Origin of the sequence: Pectobacterium polonicum, assembly GCF_005497185.1 — a bacterium.
In the GTDB taxonomy this organism is placed as follows: domain Bacteria; phylum Pseudomonadota; class Gammaproteobacteria; order Enterobacterales; family Enterobacteriaceae; genus Pectobacterium; species Pectobacterium polonicum.
Genome location: NZ_RJTN01000011.1, coordinates 33,799 through 60,258, shown reverse-complemented (window position 1 = coordinate 60,258; position 26,460 = coordinate 33,799). Strand labels below are relative to the sequence as shown.

Annotated in this window: 22 protein-coding genes; 10 read left to right on the top strand and 12 right to left on the bottom strand. The window is 52.4% G+C overall.

The genetic code is table 11. The annotated features are described in order from the left end of the window. Nucleotides 1–183 precede the first annotated feature (183 nt). Nucleotides 184–939 (top strand): thiol:disulfide interchange protein DsbG, encoded by a 756-nt coding sequence (gene dsbG, locus EDI29_RS12735; RefSeq protein ID WP_137741170.1) that lies wholly within the window; start codon nt 184–186, stop codon nt 937–939. Nucleotides 940–973: 34 nt separating this feature from the next. Here the strand turns inward: dsbG and EDI29_RS12730 are convergent, their stop codons facing one another. After that, nucleotides 974–1,879 carry a siderophore-interacting protein gene (locus EDI29_RS12730; RefSeq protein ID WP_137741169.1) on the bottom strand — a complete coding sequence of 302 codons (906 nt, stop codon included), beginning with the start codon at nt 1,877–1,879 and terminating at the stop codon, nt 974–976. A gap of 257 nt (nt 1,880–2,136) precedes the next feature. Here EDI29_RS12730 and EDI29_RS12725 point away from each other — a divergent pair, with 257 nt between their 5' ends. Together EDI29_RS12725 and EDI29_RS12720 are read left to right on the top strand one after the other, a co-directional pair. Then, the gene (locus EDI29_RS12725) at nt 2,137–2,388 is read left to right on the top strand and encodes a type II toxin-antitoxin system Phd/YefM family antitoxin (RefSeq protein WP_137741168.1); all 252 of its coding nucleotides are present in this window, start codon (nt 2,137–2,139) and stop codon (nt 2,386–2,388) included. Then, complete coding sequence (locus tag EDI29_RS12720) at nt 2,385–2,672, top strand: type II toxin-antitoxin system RelE family toxin (protein WP_137741167.1); 288 nt, start codon at nt 2,385–2,387, stop codon at nt 2,670–2,672. Before EDI29_RS12725 ends, EDI29_RS12720 begins: the two co-directional genes overlap by 4 nt. A 102-nt stretch (nt 2,673–2,774) precedes the next feature. On the opposite strand, the gene gorA is transcribed toward EDI29_RS12720, so the two are convergent. Further along, nucleotides 2,775–4,127: a glutathione-disulfide reductase gene (gorA, locus tag EDI29_RS12715; protein WP_137741166.1), complete on the bottom strand. Its 1,353-nt coding sequence runs from the start codon at nt 4,125–4,127 to the stop codon at nt 2,775–2,777. Between the two features lie 128 nt (nt 4,128–4,255). Continuing rightward, entirely contained in the window at nt 4,256–5,098 is an 843-nt protein-coding gene (locus EDI29_RS12710) for a 23S rRNA (adenine(2030)-N(6))-methyltransferase RlmJ (RefSeq protein ID WP_137741165.1), read from the bottom strand. A gap of 304 nt (nt 5,099–5,402) precedes the next feature. Here EDI29_RS12710 and EDI29_RS12705 point away from each other — a divergent pair, with 304 nt between their 5' ends. Beyond that, nucleotides 5,403–5,696 carry a DUF2623 domain-containing protein gene (locus tag EDI29_RS12705; protein WP_107169331.1) on the top strand — a complete coding sequence of 98 codons (294 nt, stop codon included), beginning with the start codon at nt 5,403–5,405 and terminating at the stop codon, nt 5,694–5,696. A gap of 10 nt (nt 5,697–5,706) precedes the next feature. On the opposite strand, the gene EDI29_RS12700 is transcribed toward EDI29_RS12705, so the two are convergent. The 4 genes from EDI29_RS12700 to EDI29_RS12685 all read right to left on the bottom strand — a co-directional run bounded on the left by EDI29_RS12700 (nt 5,707) and on the right by EDI29_RS12685 (nt 10,960). Beyond that, a complete protein-coding gene (locus EDI29_RS12700; protein WP_137741164.1) occupies nt 5,707–6,528 on the bottom strand; it encodes an energy transducer TonB in 822 nt (273 codons plus the stop codon). 200 nt (nt 6,529–6,728) lie between these two features. Then, a complete protein-coding gene (locus EDI29_RS12695) occupies nt 6,729–7,718 on the bottom strand; it encodes a FecR domain-containing protein (protein WP_137741163.1) in 990 nt (329 codons plus the stop codon). Continuing rightward, nucleotides 7,715–8,227 (bottom strand): sigma-70 family RNA polymerase sigma factor, encoded by a 513-nt coding sequence (locus tag EDI29_RS12690; RefSeq protein ID WP_137741162.1) that lies wholly within the window; start codon nt 8,225–8,227, stop codon nt 7,715–7,717. Before EDI29_RS12690 ends, EDI29_RS12695 begins: the two co-directional genes overlap by 4 nt. Before the next feature lie 180 nt (nt 8,228–8,407). Then, nucleotides 8,408–10,960: a TonB-dependent receptor gene (locus EDI29_RS12685; RefSeq protein ID WP_137741161.1), complete on the bottom strand. Its 2,553-nt coding sequence runs from the start codon at nt 10,958–10,960 to the stop codon at nt 8,408–8,410. A 322-nt stretch (nt 10,961–11,282) separates the two neighbouring features. Here EDI29_RS12685 and prlC point away from each other — a divergent pair, with 322 nt between their 5' ends. From prlC to EDI29_RS12670, 3 genes are all read left to right on the top strand, one after another. Then, complete coding sequence (prlC, locus tag EDI29_RS12680; protein ID WP_137741160.1) at nt 11,283–13,325, top strand: oligopeptidase A; 2,043 nt, start codon at nt 11,283–11,285, stop codon at nt 13,323–13,325. Beyond that, nucleotides 13,322–14,068: a 16S rRNA (guanine(1516)-N(2))-methyltransferase RsmJ gene (gene rsmJ / locus EDI29_RS12675; RefSeq protein ID WP_137741159.1), complete on the top strand. Its 747-nt coding sequence runs from the start codon at nt 13,322–13,324 to the stop codon at nt 14,066–14,068. The genes prlC and rsmJ overlap by 4 nt, the downstream gene beginning before the upstream one ends. 151 nt (nt 14,069–14,219) lie before the next feature. Further along, on the top strand, nt 14,220–16,115 hold the full coding sequence (locus EDI29_RS12670) for a bifunctional metallophosphatase/5'-nucleotidase (protein WP_137741158.1): 1,896 nt from the start codon (nt 14,220–14,222) through the stop codon (nt 16,113–16,115). Nucleotides 16,116–16,378: 263 nt separating this feature from the next. Here EDI29_RS12670 and EDI29_RS12665 read toward each other — a convergent pair whose 3' ends face one another. The 3 genes from EDI29_RS12665 to uspA all read right to left on the bottom strand — a co-directional run bounded on the left by EDI29_RS12665 (nt 16,379) and on the right by uspA (nt 19,955). Then, a complete protein-coding gene (locus tag EDI29_RS12665) occupies nt 16,379–17,692 on the bottom strand; it encodes an NAD(P)/FAD-dependent oxidoreductase (protein WP_137741157.1) in 1,314 nt (437 codons plus the stop codon). Between the two features lie 189 nt (nt 17,693–17,881). Continuing rightward, the gene (gene gdhA, locus EDI29_RS12660; RefSeq protein ID WP_039474396.1) at nt 17,882–19,225 is read right to left on the bottom strand and encodes an NADP-specific glutamate dehydrogenase; all 1,344 of its coding nucleotides are present in this window, start codon (nt 19,223–19,225) and stop codon (nt 17,882–17,884) included. A 292-nt stretch (nt 19,226–19,517) separates the two neighbouring features. Further along, on the bottom strand, nt 19,518–19,955 hold the full coding sequence (gene uspA / locus EDI29_RS12655) for a universal stress protein UspA (RefSeq protein WP_005968210.1): 438 nt from the start codon (nt 19,953–19,955) through the stop codon (nt 19,518–19,520). A gap of 528 nt (nt 19,956–20,483) precedes the next feature. Here uspA and uspB point away from each other — a divergent pair. After that, on the top strand, nt 20,484–20,819 hold the full coding sequence (uspB, locus tag EDI29_RS12650; protein WP_137741156.1) for a universal stress protein UspB: 336 nt from the start codon (nt 20,484–20,486) through the stop codon (nt 20,817–20,819). 108 nt (nt 20,820–20,927) lie between these two features. On the opposite strand, the gene pitA is transcribed toward uspB, so the two are convergent. Then, a complete protein-coding gene (gene pitA / locus EDI29_RS12645; protein ID WP_137741155.1) occupies nt 20,928–22,433 on the bottom strand; it encodes an inorganic phosphate transporter PitA in 1,506 nt (501 codons plus the stop codon). 268 nt (nt 22,434–22,701) lie between these two features. On the opposite strand from pitA, the gene EDI29_RS12640 reads away from it, so the two are divergent. Continuing rightward, a complete protein-coding gene (locus EDI29_RS12640; RefSeq protein WP_137741154.1) occupies nt 22,702–23,901 on the top strand; it encodes a BaiN/RdsA family NAD(P)/FAD-dependent oxidoreductase in 1,200 nt (399 codons plus the stop codon). A gap of 92 nt (nt 23,902–23,993) precedes the next feature. Then, a complete protein-coding gene (locus EDI29_RS12635; protein ID WP_137741153.1) occupies nt 23,994–25,598 on the top strand; it encodes an EAL domain-containing protein in 1,605 nt (534 codons plus the stop codon). Nucleotides 25,599–25,641: 43 nt separating this feature from the next. Here the strand turns inward: EDI29_RS12635 and EDI29_RS12630 are convergent, their stop codons facing one another. Further along, on the bottom strand, nt 25,642–26,166 hold the full coding sequence (locus EDI29_RS12630; RefSeq protein ID WP_137741152.1) for an Ail/Lom family outer membrane beta-barrel protein: 525 nt from the start codon (nt 26,164–26,166) through the stop codon (nt 25,642–25,644). Nucleotides 26,167–26,460 lie beyond the last annotated feature (294 nt).

Below are 26,460 nucleotides of genomic sequence, written 5' to 3'. Positions count from 1 at the left end.
CAACAGGCAATCAATCCTAATTAATCTCGGCGTAATATACGACAGAGCATGATCCTACCCAACCCATCTCTTCAACCAGACAAAATCTGTCTCTGATTCAGAAAGTGTAAATACGCTCTCCCGACAGATGACCTTACGCTACGCTATCTGACAGACCATGATCCACGATACAGGCGCAATACCATGATAAAACGCAGCTTCCTCATACTCTCCTTATTGACGCTTTCCGCATCGTCACTGGCACAAGATGCCCTGCCGGACGCGGTGAAGAGCGTAGAAAAACAGGGTATTACGATCATTAAGCCGTTCACTGCACCCGGCGGCATACAAGGCTGGCTGGGCAGTTATCAGGGAGTGGGAGTGACCATCTACTTAACCCCTGACGGTAAGCATGCCATTTCAGGCTATATGTATGATGAACACGGTAACAACCTCAGCGAAGCGCTGATTCAGCAGGAAGTGTATGTTCCTGCTGGTCGAGAGATGTGGCAGAAATTGCAGCAAGCACCATTTATCACCGAAGGATCAAAGGATGCGCCGCGTAAAATTATCGTCTTTGCCGACCCGTTCTGTCCGTACTGCAAACAGTTCTGGCAGCAGGCACAGCCATGGGTAAAAGCAGGAAAAGTGCAACTGCAAACGCTACTGGTTGGCGTCATCAAACCGGAAAGTGGACGTTATGCTGCGGCGATTCTTGCCGCCAGCGATCCGGCCAAAGCCTGGCATGAGTATGAGCTATCGAATGGTAAAACGGTGCCTCCGTTCCCCGAAAGTTCTCCACGCGACATCTGGAATAACATTCAGTTTAATCAGCGGCTAATGGATGAATTAGGCGCAAACGTCACGCCGGCCATCTATTACCTGAATGATAAAAATGAACTACAGCAGGTGGTCGGGCTGCCAGATGAACAGCAGTTGGCGGAGATGATGGGGAAATAACCGCAGGAGGGAATATCCCTCCTGCGGTTTTCTCTTAGCGATGCGACCAGTACGCCATAAAGTTGATCGTTTCTTTATCGAGGTGGCGCTCGTCGAGCAGATAGCGGCGCAGCCGTTTGATGGCAGAAGACTCTCCCGCAGCCCAGGCGTAAAACGGACGATGTGCCGTTGCCCGCTCCCACAGTAACTCGTCTTCCGGTGTCTCTTGTGCGATTTCATCGCGGTTGGTGCAGGCGCTGGCAGGAATTTTTACGTCCTGCTGCACCGCAGCCAGCAGGCGTTCACCCCATACTGTGCTGTCGGTTTCCTCACGCGGCAACCAGTGAATCTGTGCAAACGGGAAACTACCCGATGTCACGCAGTCAGCCGCTTTCGGCACTTCAAAAAAAGCCTGCACCGATGGCGGAGAAGGCTGGGTAGCCAGTTGCTCAAGAATTCCCATTGCCGCAGGCAGCGCCGTTTCATCCGCAATCAACAGCACTTGCTCAACGCCCTCGTGTGGTGCCCATTCATAACCGCCGCTGTCGCCATCGGCCTCCGCATTGGGCGCGACAATTTGTAGCGCATCGCCCGGCTTAGCGTGATTCGCCCAGCTTGAAGCTGGTCCGGTATCGCCGTGCAGCACAAAATCGATCGCCGCCTGCTGTGATTCATGGGAGACAGACCGCAGCGTATAGGTGCGTAAAACAGGCCGACGCTCACGCGGCAGTGCCAGATAATCCTGATACCACGTGTCGCTCACGGCCATCGGCGTCAGCTCCCCGCTTTCACTAGCGAGCAGCAGTTTGATGCGCTGATCCGGCGCGTCCAGTTTCATCTGGCGCACTTCAGAGCCGGTGAACACACAGCGAACAAGCGAGGGCGAGAGCAGCGTCTTGCTCTCTAAGCGTAAATTAAACAACCGATAGGCTGAAGACGTCGTACGATTAGCTAAAGACATAGTGAGAAAGCCGGTATGTTTTGTAAGGGAAAAGTCAGTCAGCAGGGTAAAACCCACTCATCGCAACTTATCACAAACAAAACACTAACGATAATCATTATCACTCTTCAGATGAATGCCGTGATAAAAGCGGCATTTTCTTCATCTTGTTGGCAGGAAGCCATTCGGAGCGGGTATAAAAAACCATCAAAAGACTTGTTAGCAGGTCTTTGATTGCTTATTTTAAAGACCTATTAACCGGTCATTAAAGGTCTATCATGCCAAATATTATATTGAGTGATACCAGTGCTAGCGTCAGTGAACTGAAAAAGAACCCGATGGCGACGGTCAAGGCTGGTGATGGCCTGCCTGTCGCTATCTTGAACCGCAACCAACCTGCGTTTTATTGCATTCCTGCGGATCTCTACGAAAAAATGCTGGATGCGCTGGACGATCAGGAGCTGGTTAAGCTGATCGGTGAACGTAAAAACCAACCGCTGGTTGACGTGGATTTGGATAGCTTCCTATGAGTTATCGCGTCAAATTCAGGGAAGATGCGCTAAAAGAATGGCTAAAACTCGATAAAGCTATCCAACAGCAATTCGCCAAAAAACTAAAAAAATGCTGCGAAAATCCCCATATTCCTGCGGCAAAGTTACGAGAGATGAAGGACTGCTACAAAATAAAGCTCCGAGCGTCAGGCTTTCGTTTGGTTTATGAGGTTATTGACGACGTATTGGTTATCGCCGTGGTGGCGGTAGGCAAACGTGAGCGCAGCGGTGTTTATCATCTGGCGAGTGAGCGAATGAGGTAGCCGCGTTAGGGTGGATATAAAAAATGCCGGCCAAATAGTTCACTATTCAGCCAGCATGTTTTCGTCTTCCCGAAAAGCAGTTAAGCCCGCTTCCCTACACCATTACCGCATCGTCACAAACTCTTCCGATGCCGTCGGGTGGATGGCGACGGTGTTGTCGAAGTCTTTCTTGGTTGCGCCCATTTTGACGGCGACCGCGAAGCCTTGCAGCATTTCGTCCATACCAAAACCTATGCCGTGGATGCCGACAATTTTTTCTTCTTTGCCCACGCAAACCAGCTTCATACGGCACGGCTGGCGATGCTGCGTAACAGCAGTGTACATTGCGGTGAAGGCGGACTTATACACTTTCACCTGATCGTCGCCGTACTGCTCGCGCGCCTGTGGTTCAGTTAACCCGACGGTGCCAATCGGTGGGTGGCTAAAGACGACGGTCGGGATGTTGCTGTAATCCAGATGCTCGTCCGGTTTATTATTAAACAGACGCTCGGACAAACGACGCCCCGCTGCAACAGCAACCGGCGTTAGCTCGACGGCACCCGTGTTATCGCCAACGGCGTAAATGCCAGAAACGTTGGTGTTCTGGAATTTATCGACGTTGATGTAGCCTTTGTCGTTCAACTCAACACCAGTGACGCTCAGGTTCAGGTTATCCGTCGCGGGTTCACGACCAATCGCCCAAATCAGGCAGTCAACAGTCTGTGACTGGCCGTTTTCCAGCTCCAGCGTCAGGCTGCCATCCGCGTTTTTCACAATCGCTTTCGGGATCGATTCGGTATGCAGCGTCGGCCCTTCGGTGTTCATCACTTCCACCAACGTATCGACAATCAGCGGATCAAAACTGCGCAGCGGTGCATGTTTACGCACAAACAGGTGGGTTTCAGAACCCAACCCGTTCAGCACGCCCGCAATCTCCACTGCGATATAACCTGCACCGACGATAGCGGTGCGCTTCGGCAGCGCATCCAGCTCAAAGAAGCCATCAGAATCGATGCCGTATTCCGCACCGGGAATATCAGGGTGAACCGGACGGCCGCCCGTCGCGATCAGGATATGGTCAGCCGTAATTTTCTCGCCGTTCACCTCCACCGTGTGCGCATCGACAAAACGAGCGAAACCGTGAATGACATCGACTTTATTCTTACCCAACACGTTATCGTACGACTGGTGGATACGATCAATGTAGGCGCTACGGTTCTTGACCAACGTACCCCAGTTGAACTGGTTCACCGTGGTATCGAACCCGTAATCTGGGCCGTACTGATGGATCGCTTCGGCAATCTGCGCCGCATGCCACATCACTTTCTTCGGCACACAGCCGACATTGACGCAGGTGCCGCCCAGGTATTTTGCTTCGATCAACGCACATTTTTGTCCATACATCGCCGCACGGTTGATAGACGCAATACCGCCGCTGCCGCCGCCAATAGCAAGATAGTCATAGTGTTTGGTCATCAGTGTATCCATGCTTAAGTGAATAAAATTTGCCTAGAGTGTAACGCCAGAGCCCTATGTCCAATAAAGGTTATGCCTATGGTTGCGATAGGAAAAACCGACGGCATAACCTATCGCAATCGCCAGAATTATTCCGGTACGATTTGCTCAACCAGCGTATGTCCGGTGCCTTCCGGCACCAGCACGCTATGCAGCCACGGCAACACGCTCTTCATCTGCGCTGCCAGCTTCCACGGCGGGTTAATCACAATCATGCCAGATGCCGTCATGCCGTACCGATCGCTGTCCGGCAACACCGCCAGCTCAATTTGCAGAATGTTGCGAATGCCTGTGGCTTCCAGCTCTTTCAACATGCGTTTGATATGCTGACGTAGTACCACCGGATACCACAGTGCAAATACGCCCGTGCCAAAGCGTTTATGCCCTTCTTTAATGCCTTTCACCACGGCCTGATAGTCTGTCTTCAGTTCATAAGGCGGATCGATCAGCACAAATCCGCGACGAGAAAGTGGCGGCAGCTGTGATTTCAACTGCTGATAGCCATCATCACGCGACACTTTGGTTCGCGCATCTTTCTGGAATTCATTACGCAGCAGCGGGAAATCGCTAGGGTGCAGCTCGGTCAGGTGAAGTTTGTCCTGTTCACGCAGCAGCTGACGCGCTATCAGCGGGGAGCCAGGGTAATAGCGCAACTGCCCGTTGTGGTTATAGGTGCGCACAGCCTGCATGTAAGGTTCGAGTTCAGCCGGAATGTCGTCACGCTGCCAGATTTTCGCGATGCCATCCAGATATTCGCCTGTGCGCTCAGCGTGTTCACCGCTGAGCTGATAGCGGCCAGCGCCCGCATGGGTGTCCAGATACAGGAAAGGTTTTTCTTTCTCTTTCAGGGCGGTGATGATCAGGCTCTGAACAGTGTGTTTCAGCACGTCGGCGTGATTGCCGGCATGGAAACTGTGGCGGTAACTTAGCATGCTTGCTTCCGGTGAAGTTTTTATAAATAACATCGATTAACCGACAGTATAACCGTCTGCGGCGGAAAATATCCCCTCAAACGCTTCACGCTGCGAACCGCCCCGCAAACCGGCAGTTTTTGTCGTCTTAAATCAGTAAATTGCGAAACAGGTTCATTTTTCGTTCGAGTAGATGCTACCGATATTCAGGCAGAGGAAGTACGGGCATACGCTAGGAGTCCAGGAATATTTTCCAACAGATCTGGTGAGTGATAAATAAGCGTTATATTATTAAATATATAACGATCATTCACGGAGCATTATCATGGGAAACCATTTTGAGCGAGGCGTCCTCGCTGGGCTGAGATCTGCCAACCCAAAATCCAGCAACGACATTAACCCTTACTGCTACGATTATCGGCGCGGCTATATCTGTGGCTATGCTCACAATCTGGCGGAAACCAAAGGCGACCGCCAGCAGGCTGCCTTTGAGGCAGGGTTGTTATCGCGACGCTACGGACTAGAACGGGAGAGAGTCGCAGAGTTCTTTACCGAACAAGGCAATCCCTACGCCATTCGGTTTTTTTATGCTGGCTATGATGCGCACACGCCGCGCTAACTGATGTCAGCTAGCGGCGTGCTTCGCGTAAATCGAAGCTAATCGGGATCGTGATGGTGAGCTGCGCGTTATCGCCAATCACGTCTACCGGCGGCGCTGGAAGCGGCTGAGCACGCTGCGGCAAGGCGGTAGACTCCGTATCCAATGGCGTCACGCCGCTGCTGCTGACCAACGAAACGGCCAACACGTTTCCGGTTCGATCCAACGTCACGCGAATCTGTGCAACCCCCTGCAATCGCTGCCGTGCAGCCTGAACGGGATAGCGTTTATGGCGGCTCAGATGCGCCAGCAGCTTGCTACTCCAGTCCGCCACCCCTTTACGCATCTGCGCGGCATCGCTGTTATAGGGCGCAGCCACGTGCTGACTGCTGCCCGGCAGCGGCGCGCTGGTAACAGGGGCAGGCGGCTTTTCCGATGGTGCAATGTCTTCCTGCGGCGTTGTCTCCTGCACCTGCTTTTCCATTTTTTTCTGTACTTTTTTCTGCGGCTGCGGTTTTTCCTTTTGCGCCGTCGCAATCACTGGCTTTGGTGCAGGCGCAAGCGGCGGCACGTCTTGCATCATTTTTTCCGGTTGGGCTGCCGACGCTTGCGGCGTGGACAGCGTTTGCTGCGGGCCAACAGGCGCATCCTGAGGACTGGTTGTGGATTGCACGCTATCCGCAACCATTAACATCATGGCGGGCGGCGGCGCTTCAATGGAGGAATCAAGCGCATGGTAGCTAACCCAGACAATCAGCCCTGCGTGTAACGCCAACGCTAGCAGCGAGCCACTTCCCCAACGTACTGTCGTTGTGGGCTGCATCGTATTGTATTTCAGCGTTTGTGCGGCCATTAGCACACCGCCTCTCGCCACAGAGATAGGGGCAACACTCTCAATGAATGCGGTTCCGGGGAAATCATCATGCGTTCTTCATCACATCGTTAGGTATAAGACAGGCACAGATAATAGTGGGTCGTTCAGCGACGGGGATCGGGCAGAAAAAAAATCAAAACAGCATAAAGTGTAATGCTATTACAATTTAGCAGGATATTTTATCGCGCAGCAATCTGAATCCAGTAACGAGAGAAATAACGCACTTGCACAGGAAGCGCTTCCACCAGCGCAGCCAAAATATTATCGGTATCAGACAGCGGGAAGACGCCGGAAAAGCGCAGGCTCTCAACTTCTGGCTGGCAACGAATCACGCCGCTGCGATAGCGGCTCAGTTCATCAACAAAATCCACCAGACGCTGGTTATCCGCCAACAATTGCCCTTTCACCCAGGCCGGCTCTGCTTTTGCTGTCTCAATCGCCCCACAGCGCTGCGTGGTGAACGTCGCCGTCTGCCCGCTTTTTACCACTTGTCCATCCAGACCGTTCTGCTCTGGATACAGCCTTACCGCACCGTCATACACCGCTACCCGCGTGTGTTCACCCTGCACCCGCAGGCTGAAGCGCGTCCCCAGTGCCTGCACCTTTCCCTGCTCCGTCGTCACAACGAAAGGGCGCGGGTATTGCACCGTCTTCTCAGACTGACTGGTTTCGATCATGACTTCACCGCGGATCAGTGCGAGCTGGCGTAGATCGTCACTGTAGGTCACATTCAGCGCCGTCTGCGTATTCAGCAGCAACGTCGTGCCATCCTCCAATACTGCATGGCGCTGTTCACCCACCTGCGTTTGATAATCCGCCGTCAGCGACTGCCACAAATCTGTGCGCGACCCAACTACGCCAGCGCTGCCGGTCAGACAAAAAATAGCCAGCGCTTTCAGAACGCTGCGACGCTGCATACCGTTAAGCGTCGACAGACTTTGGTGTGCCGCCCGCGCGTTAAGCTGACCCAGATTGGCACAGACGGATTCGATATGCTGCCACGCCTGTTCGTTATCCGCCGAGGCTTCCCGCCAACGCAGCCACTCGCAGCGATCCTGTTCCGTAACACTGTCGGACATCAGTTGCGTCAGCCACGCCACCGCTTCACGCGCGCTGTCTGGCTGAATCGGCTGACCCTGCCCGTCACGATAAAAAGTGCGATCGTTCATAGCGGTAGTGCAAAGAAACACTGGAGGTTAGCGCGTTGCAGATACTGTTTCACCGAGCTGCTGGAAACCCGCAAACGTTCGGCGATATCGCTGTAGCGCATACCGTGGAGGTGCGCCAGTAGAAACGCCTCTCTGACTGGCGCAGGCAGGCCGTCCAGCGCAGCATCAAGCTGTTCAAGAATTTCGAGGGTAAGAAGACGCGTCTCAGGGGATGGCATACAGGCATCCGGCTGCGTGCTCAACACCTCCAGATAAGCATCTTCAATCTTTTTACGACGATAATGATTAGCGACTAAACGACGAGCCACAGTGGCCAGAAATGGGCGCGGCTGGCGAATCGTGAGAAGGTCGGGATTCATCAACACGTTAAGGAACGTGTCCTGTGCCAGGTCTTCCGCATGCTGGGCGCAATCCAATTTATGGCGCAGCCAGTTATACAACCAGCGGTGGTGATCGAAATAGAGCTGTTGGGCAAAGTCATTTACGCTGGCCGTCGCTTTCCTCACCATCGAACTTTACCCCAGAGTGCCATTTAAATATAAGAATGATAATCGTTCTTATTTATGTTTTTTCCCTCTGGCTGTCAAGTTCCGAAACGAAAATTATTCAAATTTGCTGAATTTGCATTACGCCCACGCAACACGTCCCTACTAACGGGGCGGAAATCACATCCGCCCCACGCCATGCTATCAGAAGCGTTGTAGTACGCTGATTTTCACGTTACGTCCCACACCGGACACCGATTCGCCCAGATACGGGTAATAATCGGTATTCAGTAAGTTATCGACCGTCACACGCGCTTCAAATCCTTTTATCGTCTGCGGCTGCCAGCTTGCGAAGAGTCCATGCAGCACGTAGCCTTTCGTCTTCGGTAACGCCCAGCCAGAAGCCAGCGGGTCGCCGTCAGCAGGTGAGCGATCCTGCTTGCGCACAAAGTCCCCTGTCCAGCCTATCGCCATATCCAGACTCGGAATTTTGGTGCCTAGCGTCGCATGTGCGGTTGTTGGTGGGATTTCAGCAATCCAGGTTTTATTGCCCCACGGATTACGCAGTGACGCATCGCGTTCGCCGCGAATCGAGGAGAAGGACAGGCTACCAAATAGCCTGCGGCTGTCGTAGAACGACTCAATTTCAACCCCCTCGATGGTATATCCCGTCAGATTGCGGTAAACCGATAACGGCCCGGCACAGGATGAATTACGCCCCGTCTGTGCAGACGCTTCGCAATACACGCCTGTACGTTTGAAGATTTCGTTTTTGCCCCGGTTACGGAACAGCGTGGTGCGAATTTGCAAGCTGTCCTCTTCCAGCATCAGGTTATTGAAGTCCAGAATCGCCCCCAGGCGGATACCTTTAACGCTTTCCACTTGCAGATTACGGCTGCTTCCCGGCACACCCGAGGTCGCGGATTGAACTTCATACTGCTCATCGATAACGGGCGCGCGCCAGGTTCGGCTGGCATCAGCAAACAGCGAGAGGTTATCCGTTGCTTTCCATAAAGCACCGATTCGCGGCGACCAACCGGTGTAGGTCACGCTGCTGTAGTCATGCCCCGCCGCCGGGTTGCTGCTGTTATAGCGAGGGGCAATGTTGGGTCGCCCAGTATTGGTTACATGGTCATAGCGTACGCCCGGCGTGATCGTTACGCTGCCCAGCGTCACCGCATCCTGTAAGTAAACGCTACGCGTTTCCTGATCGCCCGACGGCATATAGTAAGGCTGGAAATAGCCATAATTGTACTCAGCATTGTTACTTTCGCTCGGCAAAGACATCAGTGTGCTACGCTTATTTTGATGCCAGCGCATGCCTACCAGTAGCGAGTGATCAAACGGGCCGGTACTAAAACGGCTTTCATTACTAACTTCCGCCAATTTATCGGTGTAACTGATCCAGCTTTCATGGCCCAAGGTTCCCAAAAAACCATCTTGCGCCACGGAAGCTGTGCGCCTGTCGTGCTGTTCGGTTTTTGAGGTAGCAAATGACGCCGTCAGGTTCAACCACGGCTGATCCGCTGGCGCGACATTCCATTTCAGCGAGTAATTTTTATCCACCTGATCGCGGTAGACCAGCTTGCGCCGCCAGGCCTCTTCCCAGCCATAAAGATTAACGTCTCTTTGTGATGGCTGTCTGATATCGTCACGTTTAGCAGCAAACGGCTGCCAACCGTCGGATTCGGAACGCATCGCGGAAAGCGTTAGCGTCTGATAATCCGTCAGATAGATGTTGGTCTTCAGTAAATAAGACGCCATGTCGCTGGTCGAGTAGGCAAAGCGCGTGCCGTCAGGGCGCTCAATATTGTCGCCATCGCGCTTGCTCATGTAGAGCAGGCCGTCAGCCATCCCTTCTTCCGTTCGGCCATACAGCGCGCCGCTGTAGATATTTTGTCGATCGTTAGTGTGATAGCTGTATTTGACCATCCCGCCGAAGTTTTCTCCCGGCAGCAGCAGATCGCTGGCGTCTTTGGTCTCAATCTGAATGGTGCCACCGAAGCCGCCGTTGCCGCTGCGAATGTCATGTGGCCCTTTATCGACATCGATACGCTTAATCAGCTCAGGTTCAATAAACACCGAACCCTGGCGGTATTTCTCAAAGCCTTTTGGCGCACCGTCCAGTACGACATTAACGTCTTCCATGTCCCCCATGCCCCAAATGTTCAGGCTCTGTCCACCCGGTCGAGGAGAACCCGCCATCGACACGCCGGGGAGTTTATCGAGCAGGCTGGCAATGTTGTCGGCCTGTACGCGATCGACATCGGCTTGACGCAACACGGAACGTCCGGCAGCGGCGCTGTCCGATGTACCGCCAACCACCGAGAGCGTCGGGATTATCAGGCTACCGTCGCTTCCCTCGGCGGCAAGCGTAGATTCCAACCGGTAGCCCGTGGCCGTCTGAACCACATTGAGCCCCGTTCCCGCTAGCGCGACCGCAAACGCTTCCTGAACGGTGTAGGTTCCCTGCACGCTCCCGCTAGTTTTATTCTGTGTTTGGTCGGGAGAGAACGTGAGAATTATATTGGCGCGGCTAGCGACAGCCTGCAAAGAGGTTCCTAGTGACCCTGCCGGAATGGAAAACGTCATTCTTGGTGCTGCGACAGAAGCCGTACTTTCCGCCGCCAGCGCCGAGCCGGCCGCTCCAGCGCTCAAGAGCAACACGCCAGACAGTGCCAAATGGACTGCCCGCGCTACCGCCAAGGTAGGTTTGTGCGCAGCGATGCACCCACCATTATGATTGTTTATTGCCATTGTCATTCCCCTGAAATATTGAAAAAAAAGACACATCAGGTAGGTCACGCGAAAAACGAAATCGGGCAGAAAAATAGCAAAAAATTTCAGGGACACGTATTTAGCACAGCGTTAAGAACCGTGTTCAGATAATGTTTGGGCGCTTATTTATGATGGAAAAATGCACCTTTGGTCACGAGGAGCACCGGCTCCACCATTGATTTTCGCGGCACTTGACCTCATCTTAGTGATTAATACGCAATAAATATGCGCTTTGCCGGTCTCTCTTCAACAGACTCCACTTACCGGCAACGAGATCACCCACACTTATCAGGACGGCACCATGACGAATCCATTACTGACCTCATTTACCCTGCCCCCGTTCTCCAGCATTAAAACGGAAGATATTGTCCCAGCAGTGAAAGATGCGCTGGATGAATGCCGTAAGACGGTAGAGCGGGTGGTCGCTCAAGCGGGGCCATTTACGTGGGATAATCTGTGTCAGACGCTGGCAGACAGCGACGATCGTCTTAGCCGCATCTTTTCCCCCATTAGCCATCTGAATGCGGTGAAAAACAGCCCAGAGCTGCGCGGTGCTTATGAACAATGTCTACCGCTGTTATCTGAGCACAGCACCTGGGTTGGTCAACACGCCGGGTTGTATCAGGCCTACCGCAGCCTGCGTGACGGTGAACACTACGCCACGCTGAGCGTGGCGCAGAAGAAATCCGTTGATAACGCGCTGCGCGATTTTGAACTGTCCGGTATTGGCCTGTCGCCGGAAAAACAGAAACGCTACGGCGAAATTTCCGCTCGTCTGTCTGAACTCGGCTCGCAGTACAGCAACAACGTGCTGGATGCCACGATGGGCTGGAGCAAACTGATTACCGACGTCACCGAGATGGATGGCATGCCGGAAAGTGCGCTGGCAGCAGCCAAAGCGCAGGCAGAAGCCAAGGAGCAAGAGGGCTGGCTGCTGACGCTGGATATCCCGAGCTATCTGCCGGTGATGACCTACTGCACCAATCAGGCACTACGTGAAGAGATGTACCGCGCCTTCGGCACGCGAGCTTCCGATCAGGGGCCAAACGCGGGCAAATGGGACAACAGCGACATTATGGCGGAAGCGCTGGCGCTGCGTCACGAGCTGGCACAGTTGCTGGGCTTCGACAGCTACGCACACAAGTCGCTGGCAACCAAAATGGCAGAAAACCCGCAGCAGGTACTCGACTTCCTGACCGATCTGGCGAAACGCGCCCGTCCACAGGCTGAAGAAGAACTCGCGCAGCTGCGCGCCTTCGCCAAAGAACACTATGGCGTGGACGAATTACAGGCCTGGGATATCACCTACTATAGCGAACAGCAGAAGCAGCATCGGTATTCCATCAGCGATGAGCAACTGCGACCGTATTTCCCGGAAAATCGCGCGGTGAACGGTCTGTTTGAAGTGGTTAAACGCATTTACGGCATTACAGCGAAAGAGCGTAAAGATGTCGATGTGTGGCACCCAGATGTTCGCTTTTTCGATCTGTTCGATGAAAGCGGTGAACTGCGCGGCAGTTTTTACCTCGATTTATACGCTCGTGAACACAAACGCGGTGGTGCCTGGATGGACGACTGCGCGGGTAAACTACGCAAAGGCAATGGCGAGTTGCAAAAACCGGTCGCCTATCTGGTCTGTAACTTCAACCGCCCGGTCAACGGCAAACCCGCGCTGTTCACCCACGACGAAGTCACCACGCTGTTCCACGAATTCGGTCACGGCCTGCACCACATGTTGACCCAGATCGATACCGCCGGTGTCGCGGGCATCAACGGCGTACCGTGGGATGCAGTCGAATTACCGAGCCAGTTCATGGAAAACTGGTGCTGGGAGCCGGAAGCGTTGGCCTTTATCTCCGGCCACCACGAAACCGGTGAACCGCTGCCGCAGGAACTGCTGGATAAAATGCTGGCGGCGAAAAACTATCAGGCCGCGCTGTTCATTCTGCGTCAGTTGGAGTTCGGTCTGTTCGATTTCCGCCTACATGCAGAGTTTGATCCTGCAAAAGGCGCACAGGTTCTGCCGACGCTGGCTGAAATCAAAGCGCAGGTGGCCGTGGTGCCCAGCCCAAGCTGGGGCCGCTTCCCACACGCCTTCAGCCACATCTTTGCAGGCGGTTATGCCGCAGGCTACTACAGCTATCTGTGGGCCGACGTGCTGGCGGCGGATGCTTACTCCCGCTTCGAGCAAGAAGGTATCTTCAACCGCGAAACCGGTCAGTCATTCCTGGATAGCATCCTGACGCGCGGCGGTTCCGAAGAGCCGATGGAGCTGTTCAAACGCTTCCGTGGCCGTGAACCGCAGTTGGATGCCATGCTTGCGCATTACGGCATCAAAGGATGAGCATCTGCTTAATCGCAGAAGAAGGTGCCGATAGTGGCGCCTTATCTTCTCTGGCAGCACGCTGGGGGCTGGTTTCCGATCCCGATGCGGCCATGGCGCTGGTGCTGACAGCGGAACGTCTGGAACTGCGCAAGCAGGATGAACCGAAGCTCGGCGCTATCTTCGTCGATTTCGTTGCCGGGACGATGGCACATCGCCGTCGCTTTGGCGGCGGACGCGGCGAGGCTGTCGCTAAAGCCGTCGGTATCAAAAAAGATTACCTGCCGGATGTCGTGGATGCGACAGCCGGGCTAGGGCGCGATGCCTTTGTGCTGGCGGCATTAGGCTGCCACGTACGCATGGTGGAGCGCAATCCGGTGGTTGCAGCCCTGCTGGACGACGGATTGCAACGTGGTTATCAGGACGCAGAGATTGGCCCATGGCTACGAGAGCGGCTGACGCTGCTGCACGCGTCGAGTATGACCGCGCTGCGCGATATCACGCCGCCACCGGATGTGGTTTACCTCGATCCGATGTTCCCACACAAACAAAAGAGCGCGCTGGTGAAGAAAGAGATGCGGGTATTTCAGTCGCTGGTGGGTGCGGATGACGACGCCGATGCGCTGCTGGAACCCGCACGCGCACTGGCAAAGAAACGCGTCGTGGTGAAGCGACCAGACTATGCGCCGCCGCTAGCTGGCGTACCAGCACAGTCCATGCTGGAAACCAAAAGCCACCGCTTCGACTTCTATCTTCCCGCCTGATCCCTTCGCGCCGCCGATGCTACGTGTGTCGGCGGCTAAAAACTTAGCCTGCTTCGCATTTCCTACGCTGCTTTTGCAAAGTCTGTAGCACAAATGGGAAGCAAATCGCATAATTTCGCGCTATCACCTTTTATGACACTAAGATGACATAATGAAAAAAACGCTTTTGTCACTTCTGCTTTGTTTGAGTACTTCTGCTATGGCCGCTCAAGAACCCGTCAATATTACGATTCTGGGGACATCAGACCTGCATGGCACCTTTGTTCCCTGGGATTACGCCACCGACACCGCCAACATGGCTGGCAGCCTGAGTCAGATCGCCACACAGGTGCATAAAGTCCGTGCGCAGCAGCCGAATGTGATTCTGGTTGATGCGGGTGACACCATTCAGGGCAACTTTGTCGAAACCTTCAAAAATGACAAAACCAGCCCGATGATGCTTGGTTTTAACGCCATGAATTATGACGTCTGGGTGATGGGTAACCACGAGTTCGATTTCGGTCTGAACGTGCTTTCCACCTCGCTTGACCAGTTCAAAGGCACCGCGCTGGCGGGCAACATTTTTTGGGAAAGCGGTAAACCTTACCTACCGGCCTATAAAATAGTCGAACGGCAGGGCGTGAAGATTGGCATCATCGGTATGGATACACCGATGACCGCGGAGTTCGCCAAAGGCACTGACCGCGTGAAGGGACTGAATTTCACCGATCCCGTCGGGGCGGTAAAAACCGTTATCCAGCAAATCCATGGCAAAGTGGATGCCATCGTGCTGGTCGCCCATATGGGCATCGATAACGAGAATCAGCGACCGGGTACTGGCGTCGGTGATATTGCCCGTGGGAACCCTGAATTAGCTGCCATTGTCGCGGGTCATATGCACGTAAAAGTGGATAAAGAGGTGATTAATGGCGTGATCGTCACCGAACCGGACAGATATGGCCGCGCACTGTCGCGCATCGATTTACAGTTTGAACAGCAGAACGGTAAATACGTGCTGATCAACAAAGACAGCTATACCTATTCGATTAAGGACGTGGATTCTGACCGCAAGATGGAAGATATCTACGAACCTTATCACAACACCCTACGCGCCAACGCCAACCGCCCAATTGCGCAACTCCTGGGACACGATCTGGTGCCGCAAGATGTCGTGAAAGGCATTCCTCAGGTACACGTGCAGGACACCGGTATCAGCGCCCTGTTCCAGGAAGCCAGCCGTCATTACGCCCCCAAAGCGCAAATTATCGCGCTGCAAATTGATAACGATCGCCCTAAGCTGAACGTCGGCACCATTGCCGCAAAAGACATCGCCTTTAACTATCAATACGCTGGCGGCGAGATCACGGTTTACCAACTTACCGGAAAAGAACTGAAGAAATACATGGAATGGTCAGCGGGTTACTTCAACCAACTGCAAGATGGCGATGTGACTTACAGCTTCAATCCGCAGCGCCGCGCGTCCAAGTATTCCACCAATGACTTCTTCGACGGCGTGACGTACACCATCGACCTGACGAAGCCCACCGGACAGCGTATTACCGATCTGAAAATGAATAACGGTACGCCAGTTACCGATGACATGCCGATCCGTCTGGGCATGAACAGCTACCGTATGGGTCACCTGACGCAGAAAGGCGGTGTGCTGGAAGGTATGCAGTTCCCGGTACTGTCGGACACCAAAGTGGAATATGGCGAAGAAGCGGGTACGATTCGTAACCTGACCATTCGCTATTTAACTGAGGTGAAAAAAGGCCAATACGAGGGTACGGTGCCACAGCGCTGGAAACTGGCGGGATTGCAAGGCTATGAGCGCGAGCGCAGCATCGTCGAATCGCTGCTCAACAGCGGAAAAATCAGCGTACCAGCCTCAGACGATGGCCGCTACAGCAATGTGCAATCCATCAACGTGAAGTCGTTGCTGCTACCGGATGCTGCGCAAAGGGAAAAGCGCGTGGCGGAACTGACGCAACAGCGCGACAGCACCACCAACACATTGACCAAACAGCGGCTGAACGATCAACTCACGATTATCGCGGCGATTAACTAACCGACACCTTGCGGGAATCTGGGTAGTAGACAAAGTGCAGCGGTGATAATGGATAGATCGTAAAGACGCTGCAAGTACATCCCTGTAAGCTCGAGCCGCGCGGATATGAATCTCATCCCTGAGATTCACCCTTTCAGGGCCGTCGCAAGCGACGTTCAAAGGCGTTCCTAACGCCTTTGTCCCTGGCGCGGACGCTTTACTCTTCTATTCCATTATCACCGTTTTCACTCTACGAAGAGGTTTTCCAACGATCAGCAAAACTGCTATCTCTCACTTCGGGCTTTCCAGCGTTCGCTCGTCAGGTAGCCGTTCACGCCGACATCCAGGAAAGGGCGTGGCGGCAGGTAGTTTGCCTGTCCGAGCGACTGCATATCACCAATCAACGGATTGTCTTCACCTAACGCCAGATCCGCCAGAATATGCCCGGCAGCAGTTTGCTTCGATAGCCCCGCACCGTTACAGCCTGCGGACGCGTAAACATTGTCGCTTAACTGTCCCCAAATTGGCGCACCGTTGCGCGTGACGCTAATCAGCCCTGACCAGGTATGTGCCATCTTCACATCACTCAACTGCGGGAACATGCGGGCAAAAATAGCAGCATGGCGACGCGCGTGGCGTCCGGTTTCTACCGCGCTGTTGACGAGTTCCGGCGTAAATCTCACATGCTCCCGAATCAGGAAGCGATGGTCGCGCGTATAGCGCAGCGTCGCACTGGCCAGTGCATTGACCGGCGTCAGCCCCCAATCTGGCATGTCACCCATTCGTGCTATCTGTTCCGCATTCAGCGGCTCTGTCAGTGTCGCAAAGGTCGCCACGGCAAACACCCGCCCCTTGAACAACGGCAGGCCGCGCGCTGCGCCGTTAATCGCCATCATCAGCTTCTCTGCCTGAATCTCGCCATAGGGCGTTTCCACACGAATGCGCGGCCCCGTCTCGATATTCAGCGCGGGTGAATGGGCGTAAACCGTCACGTTCTTCGGCAGATTCGCCACCAGCCCGACCACCAGCGCCGCCGGGTTTAACAAAATACAATTGGGCGTATACACAGCGCGATGATAGAAAGACGTGCCTAAGCGGCGCGCAAGTTCGTCTTTTTCCACCACCTGATAAGATTCGCCAAGATCGTTCAATTCACGGACATAAGTATCGATCAGACCGTCGAACGTCGGACTGACGGCACAGTGATATTTCCCCGCCACGCTCCAGTCACACGCGATAGCATGGCGATCCACCTTCTCTTTCAGATGCGCCACGCCGGACTGCAACAGACGACGATAAGCCGCCGCTTTTTCCAGCTCAGCCGTCGAGCTGCCGATGTTGTGCGGCAAATCGATGACGAAACCGGAGTTACGCCCGGAGGCATTGTCGCCAATTTCTCCCGCATCCAGCAGGATAATATGCTTATCTGGGCGCTGTTCAGCCAAACGCTGTGCAAAAGCAATCCCCGCATAGCCCGCACCGATCACCAGCCAGTCCGCCGTTGTTTTCCCCCGCTGCTGCGGATAGATAGGTTTATCGGCGAGATCTGCCGACCAGCCATTACGATTCTGATCGAAAGGAAGATGTTTGATTTTCACAATGGTGTAAGCCTTGAAGAGAACGGGTTGTACCAGAAAACTACCGATACACAATGCTGATTAAGATAAAGAAAGGCGGGAAGCGGTGTCCAGCAAGAAATGTCGCTAAAACTTAGATAAATAAGTAAAAAGTCAAAGCACCTGCAAATACAGGCGCTTTGACTACATTATGCGTTAAACCATCATCCGTTAAACAACGCCCTGCGCCAGCATTGCATCGGCCACTTTGACAAAGCCCGCTACGTTGGCTCCGCGTACATAGTTCGTCTGGCTATCTTCACCGCCGTACTGGACGCAGGCATTGTGAATATCCAACATGATGTGATGCAGACGCGCATCCACCTTCTCGGCTTTCCAGCCCAAACGTGCCGCGTTCTGCGCCATTTCCAGCCCGGATGTCGCCACGCCGCCTGCGTTGGCTGCTTTGCCCGGCGCAAACAGCACGCCCGCATCCAGGAACGCGTCGGTCGCAGGGATGGTGGTTGGCATGTTGGCACCTTCTGCCACGGCTTTCACACCGTTAGCAATCAGCGTCTGCGCCGCTGGCAGATCCAGCTCATTCTGCGTCGCACACGGCAGCGCGATGTCTACCGGTACTTCCCACGGCGTTTTACCTGCCAGATAGGTCAGCTTCGCTTCACGCGCGTAATCTTCCACGCGGCCATAGCGTTTATTTTTGATCTCTTCCAGCAGCGCCAGTTTCTCTGGGGTAAACCCGTTCTCATCCACTACCGTGCCGTTGGAATCCGATGCCGTGACCACACGCGCACCCAGCTCCATCGCTTTTTCAATCGCGTACTGCGCCACATTACCGGAACCGGACACCGCAACTCGCATCCCTTCAAAGCCCAGGCCATGGCGTTTCAACATCGCTTCCGTGAAGTAAATCAGACCGTAACCCGTCGCTTCAGGACGAATCAGACTACCGCCGAACGACAACCCTTTGCCGGTGAAGACACATGCGGTGTTGTTAGTCAGTTTCTTCATCATGCCGGTCATGAAGCCAACTTCACGCCCCCCCACGCCGATGTCACCCGCCGGAACGTCCGTATCCGCGCCCAGATGACGATACAGTTCCGTCATCAGTGCCTGACAGAAACGCATGACTTCGCCCTGGCTTTTCCCTTTCGGATTAAAGTCTGAACCCCCTTTACCACCGCCCATTGGCAGCGTCGTCAACGCATTCTTGAACGTCTGCTCGAATCCAAGGAATTTCAGAATCGACAGGTTAACGGACGGGTGGAAACGCATACCACCTTTGTACGGCCCGATCGCAGAGCTGAACTGGACACGCCAGGCGCGGTTTACCTGTACCTGACCTTTGTCATCTGTCCACGCCACGCGAAACTGAATCACACGTTCCGGTTCCACTAATCGTTCCAGCAGGCTGTAATCCGCATAGTGAGGGTTCTGCTCCAGAAAAGGCCACAGCGTGGAAAGGACTTCATTAACGGCCTGTAGAAATTCAGGCTGATGCGGATCGCGTTGTTGAACAGAATCAAGAAAACTTGCCAGAGATACGATTTGTGCCATGAACAGCTCCTGATTGAACGAATAAGCTCCCTTCTGCTTCTTTAATTTTTAGACACGCAGAAGCTTGTGGGATCGGTGAAAATGAGGTTGTGTCCTCTGGACTATAACACTGGCGATGGATATTTAAGCAAGCGTTTTCTTTTCAGATAAACGTTACAATCCAATGAGATAGGAAGGGTTTTTGGGCGATTTTGAGAAAGAAATTAGACATAAGTTTTTGTTATATAACAAAAGGCACAGCTAAGAAGCCGTGCCTTTCGCTACTGAAAAAAAATGCAAAAAAAGCTAATTTTTATTCGTCTTCTTCATCACGCAACGGCACGATGAGCATATCGACATGGACGGTATTAATCAGCTGACGTGCAGAAGACATCAGTTTGCTCCAAAAGTCCTGATGGTGTCCGCACAGCACAAGGTCAGCGTCGTATTTCTTGATTGCATCCACCAGCACTTGCCCTAAATCACCGCTGCCGCTCAGCGTTTCGCTGATGGGGTAGCCGGCATTTTGGGACAGCTCAGTCAACGCATTCTGGGTTTCTTCAGAGATACGCTGTTGCATGTCACCCAGATTGACGTCGATCAGCCCCGTGTAAAGATCGGAGTAATTCACATCGACATGGATTAACGAGACTTTCGCATTGTACGGCCTTGCCATTGACACCGCTTTTTCCACTAACACTTTGCTTTCTGGAGAAAGGTCAACCGCAATAAGGATGTGTTTGTAAGCCATAATGAGACTCCTTCCGTAAAGACTAATTAAGGGTTAGCAGCTATTTCTCCTGCCAATCTGATACTTAACGGCGGATTATAGGATAGCACTCGCCCGCGCTATCGGACTGTTCAGTCGATCACAACCCGTTTTCAAATCTGTTAATTCTATTGATAAGTGTAGTAGAAACCGCTCCTTTTCACAGTTAAATCGCGTAGCTTCTCCTTCCAGAAAACGCATTGTCTCGTCGAAAATCATCCTTCATGCCGATTGCGTCTGCCTCTCTGGCACAAACGAACATTCTTCTTCTACACTACAAGTAGGGGGCAGTAAGACTATCCACTGCGCTCTGGGATGGAAAACAAGAATGGGGCTAGCCATGACGCTGTTGGCTAACCAAATGACAATAAAATCGTGCGTTAGCACGTGGCATAACTATTCGTCGTTGAAATACGTCGCGGATAATCGTAACGCTTGTCATCGGTCACAGGTGGGCAACGGGAAGGTATGATCACCGCCTCTGACGAATAGAACGACCGGGAGGGAAGCATGATTAGTACATTTGCGCTTTTCTGGGCTTTATGTATCGTCTGTATCATCAATATGGCGAGGTATTACTCTTCACTACGCGTGTTACTGCTGATTTTGCGTGACTGTGATCCACTGCTTTACCAATACGTCGACGGAGGAGGTTTTTTCACATCGCACGGGCAGCCAAGCAAACAAATCCGGCTGGTAGGATACCTCTACGCACAACGCTATCTTGATCATCACGACCCTGAATTTATTCGCCGCTGTGAGCGGGTACGAGGGCAATTTCTGCTCACGACCGCCTTGTGTGGCCTCATCGTCATCAGCCTGATTGCCATGATGATGTGGTATTAACACATTGTACTTATACAATTATTGGTATTAACAGCATGAACGTCGATAAAAAGTAAAAAGGCGATTCCCCACAGAATCGCCTTTTTTATGATTAACCAGTTACCAAAATCAAATCAGCTTCAGAGCCAACCAGTACAGCGCGCCAGACATCAGCATTGAGACAGGCAGCGTCAATACCCAGGCCAGCAGAATGCTTCTTATCGTTTTGCCCTGTACTCCCCCACCGTCAGCAATCATCGTCCCGGCAACCGCCGAGGATAATACGTGCGTGGTGGAAACCGGCATACCGGTGTAGCTGGCAACGCCAATCGACAAGGCCGCCGTCACCTGTGCCGAAACACCCTGTGCGTAGGTCATACCTTTCTTGCCAATCTTCTCGCCGATGGTGACAGCAACGCGTTTCCAGCCCACCATGGTGCCCAGAGACAGCGCCAGTGCGACGGCAACGATGATCCAAAGAGGCGCATATTCAACCGTCTGAAGCATATCTTTACGCAGGTTGCTCAGGTAGCGTTTATCTTCGCCCGACGTTTCTGGCAGCTTGATCACCCGATCCATCGTATCCGAGATACACATCAGCAGGCGACGCACTCTGCTGCGATCGTCAGGGTTCAGTTGGTCATAGCTTTTCAGGTTATTCAGCAAGCCCTGTGTGCGCTCAATCGCAACCATTACGCGTGAACTATCACAGTGGAACTCTTTCTGACCGTTGCCGGGAATCGTGCTTTCTGGCGTAGGAATCACTGGCGGGGACAGGTCGATGACGTGCGTCAACGCGTCGCCGTGCTGCTTGTAGTATTCCTGCAAGTTGACAACGGCATCACGGGTACGGCTGATGTCATAGCCAGACGCGTTCATGTTGACAATAAACCCGGCAGGCGCGACGCCAATCAGCACCAGCATAATCAGGCCGATACCTTTCTGACCGTCGTTTGCACCGTGAGAGAAGCTCACGCCAATCGCCGATAAAATCAGCGCGGTACGCGTCCAGAACGGCGGCTTACGCTTGCCGTCCTGCTTTTCGCGATCGACGGGCGTCAGATGCACGCGTTTGCGTTTTTTACTGTTGTTCCAGAACCGACGCAGTACCAGCAGCATCAGGCCTGCAACTACCATCCCCACAATGGGCGATAACAGCAGTGACAGGAAAATGCTGATCATTTTCGGCACGTTCAACGCATCCACGATGGAGGTATCCGTCAGCAGTGCGTTGGTCAAACCAATACCGATGATGGAGCCAATCAACGTGTGAGAGCTGGAGGCAGGAATACCAAAATACCAAGTACCAAGATTCCAGATAATAGCGGCCAGCAGCATGGAAAAGACCATCGCCAGACCATGCGCCGAACTCACATTCAGCAATAAATCCGTGGGGAGGAGGTGAACAATTGCATAGGCCACGCTCAGGCCGCCCAGCAGTACACCGAAGAAATTAAAGACACCCGCCATAACAACGGCAAACTCGGCGCGCATGGCTCGGGTATAAATAACGGTGGCAACGGCATTCGCAGTATCGTGAAAACCGTTAATGGCTTCGTACATCAATACAAACAACAAAGCCAATATCAACATCAGGCCGGTGTAGTAATCCAGTCCGGCAAATAAATGTAGCATAAACGTTAGGCCATTTAGTGGTCATGAACGCGGCGCATTATCGGCGACAAGCAGGGGTGGGGAAAAGGAAAATATGACATTTTTTTGACTTAAAATGTGACGGGTATCGACAAGAAAACCACTTAATCAATATAAATCAATTAATTATATATTTTTACTAAAACATGCAAATTGTTACGCTGGTATCGAACAAAAACCAACACTACAATTTGCCGCCCCAATGGCCCATTTGCCTGCGGTCATCAATCACTCATCGGAGAAATGCATTGTGGAACAGTTTGACGTTGTCATCATCGGTGCTGGTGCAGCAGGTATGTTTTGTGCCGCACAGGCGGGACAGCGTGGGCTGCGTGTTCTACTGCTCGATAACGGCAAGAAGGCGGGGCGTAAAATATTGATGTCCGGCGGCGGACGCTGCAACTTTACCAATATGTATGCGGAACCAGCCGCGTATCTGTCCCACAATCCTCACTTCTGTAAATCGGCACTGGCGCGTTATACCCAATGGGATTTCATTAGTTTGGTCAACAGCCACCGCATCGCTTACCACGAAAAAACACTTGGCCAGCTATTCTGCGATGATTCCGCCCAGCAAATCGTGGACATGCTGGTAACAGAGTGTGAGCGGGCGAACGTCACCCTCCGTCTGCGCAGTGAAGTGACCTCAGTGGTGAAATCAGACGATCTGTTCAGCATCCACCTCAGCAACGGTACATCATTCCAAAGCGCATCGCTGGTCGTTGCCTGCGGCGGCTTGTCGATGCCCGGTCTGGGCGCAACGCCGTTCGGTTACCAGCTTGCCGCGCAGTTTGATCTTAACGTACTCCCAACCCGCGCCGCGCTGGTACCCTTTACGCTGCACAAACCACTGCTCGAACAGTTGCAAACGCTCTCCGGCGTTTCTGTACCTACCGTCATCACCGCAGAAAATGGCGTGACGTTCCGTGAAAACATCCTGTTCACACATCGTGGGCTCTCTGGCCCCGCTATTTTGCAAATTTCCAGCTACTGGCAAGCGGGTGAATTCGTCACCATTAACTTGCTACCCGGACACAATCTCGCCCAGCTCATCAATGATGAACGCAGTGCCCACCCAAACCAAAGCCTGAAAAATACGTTGGCACAGTGGCTGCCTAAACGACTGGTTGAATGCCTGCAAACACTAGGACAACTGCCGGATGTGACGTTGAAACAGCTCAACAGCGCACAGCAGCTACAAATTGAACAAAGCCTGCAACAGTGGCGCGTACAGCCAAATGGTACGGAGGGCTACCGTACCGCCGAAGTCACTATCGGCGGCGTTGACACCCGCGCGCTGTCTTCCAAAACCATGGAGGCCAATTCAGTGCCAGGGCTGTATTTCATCGGTGAAGTGGTCGATGTAACTGGCTGGCTGGGAGGCTATAATTTCCAATGGGCGTGGAGTTCAGCATGGGCCTGCGCACAAGCGCTGCCTTTTAGCAAATAGGCACTATAATAACCTCTATTCAGCGCTCTCCTTTAGTTAATGGAGAAAGGGACGTCTCTACATCGGCCTCTGCTGCCAGAAAGGAGATGTGAATGAGCCCCAGACGTAGTGAACGTAAAATCAACATGTTGCAGCTACTGACAGCAGGTATGCTGCCACTGCTGCTGGGATTACTGTTCACTTTTGTAGAATCCAGGTTAATGGTAAAACGCGATTTGGAAGCCACTGCGCAAATCGCAATGAATCATGCTGAGAATATTTCGACACAGGCGTGGAAGATGGTGGATCGCCTCCAGCACTTTCATGGTCAGTCCTGTGATGCCATCGGTGATGCGCTGCAACGTCTTGGCTCGATTTTTCCTTACTTTCGCGCGATCGGCGTCACCCATAATACCGATGTCTACTGCTCTTCAACGTTTGGCAACGCACTGACACCAATAAGTCGCGTCATTCAACAGCCGCTCCCGGATACCTATTCTGAACGCTGGAGCCTGTCAATTGCAGGCTCAGACAACGTGAGAGCACGCCCTGCAATCATCTTCATCCAGATGCCCCTCACAGGTTATGGCGCTTACACCATGGTTGACGCGCAGTACCTGATCGATCTTATGACGGCGATCAGCCAAACCCGCGGCTATCAACTTACACTGAAGATCGGCAACGGTTACCCCATTCAAATTGGCCCGATAATTACGCTCAACTCGGGCTTATTTTCTACCTCAGCGCTTGAAATAAGATCGAGCGCTTTCCCGATAACCCTTACGATTACCGCACCAACCTCTCAATCTGTCGCAAACTGGAAGCAGGCGTTCTTCACGTTCTTGCCGCTGGCAATGATTCTCTCCCTGCTCTTCTTTGCAATGATGTGGTACTGGCAAAAACGTAAATTATTATTCCGCGACGAGCTCCGTAAAGGCATCGCCAAAGGCGAATTTTCCGTATATTACCAGCCCATCTATGATGCAGAATCGCAATCCTGCATCGGCGTTGAGACATTACTGCGCTGGCGGCGCAGCAATGGACAGTGGATCAGACCCGATATCTTTATCTCTGCCGCCGAAGCAGAAAGCATGATTATCCCCATCACCCGGCATTTATTTGATCTGGTCGCAGCCGATATCGCCAGTTGGCAGGTAAAACCCGGATTTCATCTGAGCCTTAACGTTGCAGCCGAGCACCTACATCACCCAAATTTCGTTTCAGACGTACATCGCTTCGCAGAAAAAGTGGCATCTCATTCGTTAAGCATCACGCTGGAACTGACAGAACGTAACCTCATCAGCAACGGTCCTGAAGTCATACAGCGCCTGCATCAACTACGTGAAGATGGCTTTATGATCGCCATCGATGACTTCGGCACCGGCCACTGTTCACTCTCTTATCTGCAAAATTTCCCACTGGATTGCCTGAAAATCGATCAGGGATTCGTCAGTGCCATTTCATCACCGGATGAAGAAGCCCCCATTCTTGATGCCATTATTAATTTGAGTCATCGCATCAAACTTCAATCGATAGCAGAAGGCGTGGAAACCACGCAACAACTCATGTATTTACAACAGCACGGCGTCAAATATATACAGGGATTTCTTTATGCGAAGCCGATGAACAACGAATCGTTGCTAGTATGGCTGCACTATCATAGTAATAAATCGATAGAAAGCTTTATGAATAAAAAAGAAGAAAGGGAAAAGAAGTAATAACCGGCAGAAGCTTGTCCACCGGTATTTTATAATTGGCAAATCAGAAACGGTAACCGACGCCAATATTAAAACCGTCTACACGCGTTTCGTAGATTTTCGTGCCTTCGTAGCCAATATCAATCGCCCAGTTTGCTACCGGTGTGATTTGAATACCGGCACCGTAAGCAAAGCTGGATTTGCTTTCGCTACCAGATTGGCGGAACGCATCCCCTTCTTCCCAACTGGATTTACCACGCCCAATCCCCGCTAAACCATAAACACTGACATATTCATTAAAGCGGTAAGATGGACCTGCCATCAGTGAATAGTATTTCAGCTTATAAACATCACTGCTTGAATTCTGATAATACTCAGTTTGTTCCGCGCTCACATAAGTGAAAGAACCGATAATACCAAGTGCAGAATCACCCTGATAATGGTATTTGGCCGTAATCCCTTTTGGATCTTTAAAGTCATCGACTTTCGCCTGAGCATAACCCAAAGACACTGTTTGTGTCGCCTGAGCAGCAGACATTCCCATGGCACAAGCAATCAAAGTGGAGAGTAGCAGTGTTGTTTTTTTCATGATCGAAACATCTTCCATATTTGAATAAAAAGACGGCTTCAACAAAGCGAATATATAAGTATCGCGAATGTTGTCCGCACATAAATTTACATTTAAATACGGAGAGGTAAAGTCAGTATTATTCTTAAATAAGCGGAATTGATTTTACTTAAACCATTAAAAAACAAAAAGATAGGTATTATTTATGATAATTAACGCGCGGTTTTTCACGCTATTTTTGGGAACATTCCGAACTGAAAATAGAGGGCATATGGAAATTTCCGACGATAAAGAATACGGAGATAAAACCCTGTA

Bases quoted from the DNA above. Each gene is read 5' to 3' on its own strand.
- EDI29_RS12700 (WP_137741164.1), bottom strand. From the start codon at position 6,528: ATGGCCGCACAAACGCTGAAATACAATACGATGCAGCCCACAACGACA.
- EDI29_RS12720 (WP_137741167.1), top strand. From the start codon at position 2,385: ATGAGTTATCGCGTCAAATTCAGGGAAGATGCGCTAAAAGAATGGCTA.
- EDI29_RS12635 (WP_137741153.1), top strand. From the start codon at position 23,994: ATGAGCCCCAGACGTAGTGAACGTAAAATCAACATGTTGCAGCTACTG.
- rsmJ (WP_137741159.1), top strand. From the start codon at position 13,322: ATGAGCATCTGCTTAATCGCAGAAGAAGGTGCCGATAGTGGCGCCTTA.
- prlC (WP_137741160.1), top strand. From the start codon at position 11,283: ATGACGAATCCATTACTGACCTCATTTACCCTGCCCCCGTTCTCCAGC.
- gdhA (WP_039474396.1), bottom strand. From the start codon at position 19,225: ATGGCACAAATCGTATCTCTGGCAAGTTTTCTTGATTCTGTTCAACAA.
- EDI29_RS12670 (WP_137741158.1), top strand. From the start codon at position 14,220: ATGAAAAAAACGCTTTTGTCACTTCTGCTTTGTTTGAGTACTTCTGCT.
- EDI29_RS12730 (WP_137741169.1), bottom strand. From the start codon at position 1,879: ATGTCTTTAGCTAATCGTACGACGTCTTCAGCCTATCGGTTGTTTAAT.
- gorA (WP_137741166.1), bottom strand. From the start codon at position 4,127: ATGACCAAACACTATGACTATCTTGCTATTGGCGGCGGCAGCGGCGGT.
- EDI29_RS12630 (WP_137741152.1), bottom strand. From the start codon at position 26,166: ATGAAAAAAACAACACTGCTACTCTCCACTTTGATTGCTTGTGCCATG.
- EDI29_RS12695 (WP_137741163.1), bottom strand. From the start codon at position 7,718: ATGAACGATCGCACTTTTTATCGTGACGGGCAGGGTCAGCCGATTCAG.
- uspA (WP_005968210.1), bottom strand. From the start codon at position 19,955: ATGGCTTACAAACACATCCTTATTGCGGTTGACCTTTCTCCAGAAAGC.
- EDI29_RS12685 (WP_137741161.1), bottom strand. From the start codon at position 10,960: ATGGCAATAAACAATCATAATGGTGGGTGCATCGCTGCGCACAAACCT.
- pitA (WP_137741155.1), bottom strand. From the start codon at position 22,433: ATGCTACATTTATTTGCCGGACTGGATTACTACACCGGCCTGATGTTG.
- EDI29_RS12705 (WP_107169331.1), top strand. From the start codon at position 5,403: ATGGGAAACCATTTTGAGCGAGGCGTCCTCGCTGGGCTGAGATCTGCC.
- dsbG (WP_137741170.1), top strand. From the start codon at position 184: ATGATAAAACGCAGCTTCCTCATACTCTCCTTATTGACGCTTTCCGCA.
- uspB (WP_137741156.1), top strand. From the start codon at position 20,484: ATGATTAGTACATTTGCGCTTTTCTGGGCTTTATGTATCGTCTGTATC.
- EDI29_RS12725 (WP_137741168.1), top strand. From the start codon at position 2,137: ATGCCAAATATTATATTGAGTGATACCAGTGCTAGCGTCAGTGAACTG.
- EDI29_RS12710 (WP_137741165.1), bottom strand. From the start codon at position 5,098: ATGCTAAGTTACCGCCACAGTTTCCATGCCGGCAATCACGCCGACGTG.
- EDI29_RS12690 (WP_137741162.1), bottom strand. From the start codon at position 8,227: ATGGTGAGGAAAGCGACGGCCAGCGTAAATGACTTTGCCCAACAGCTC.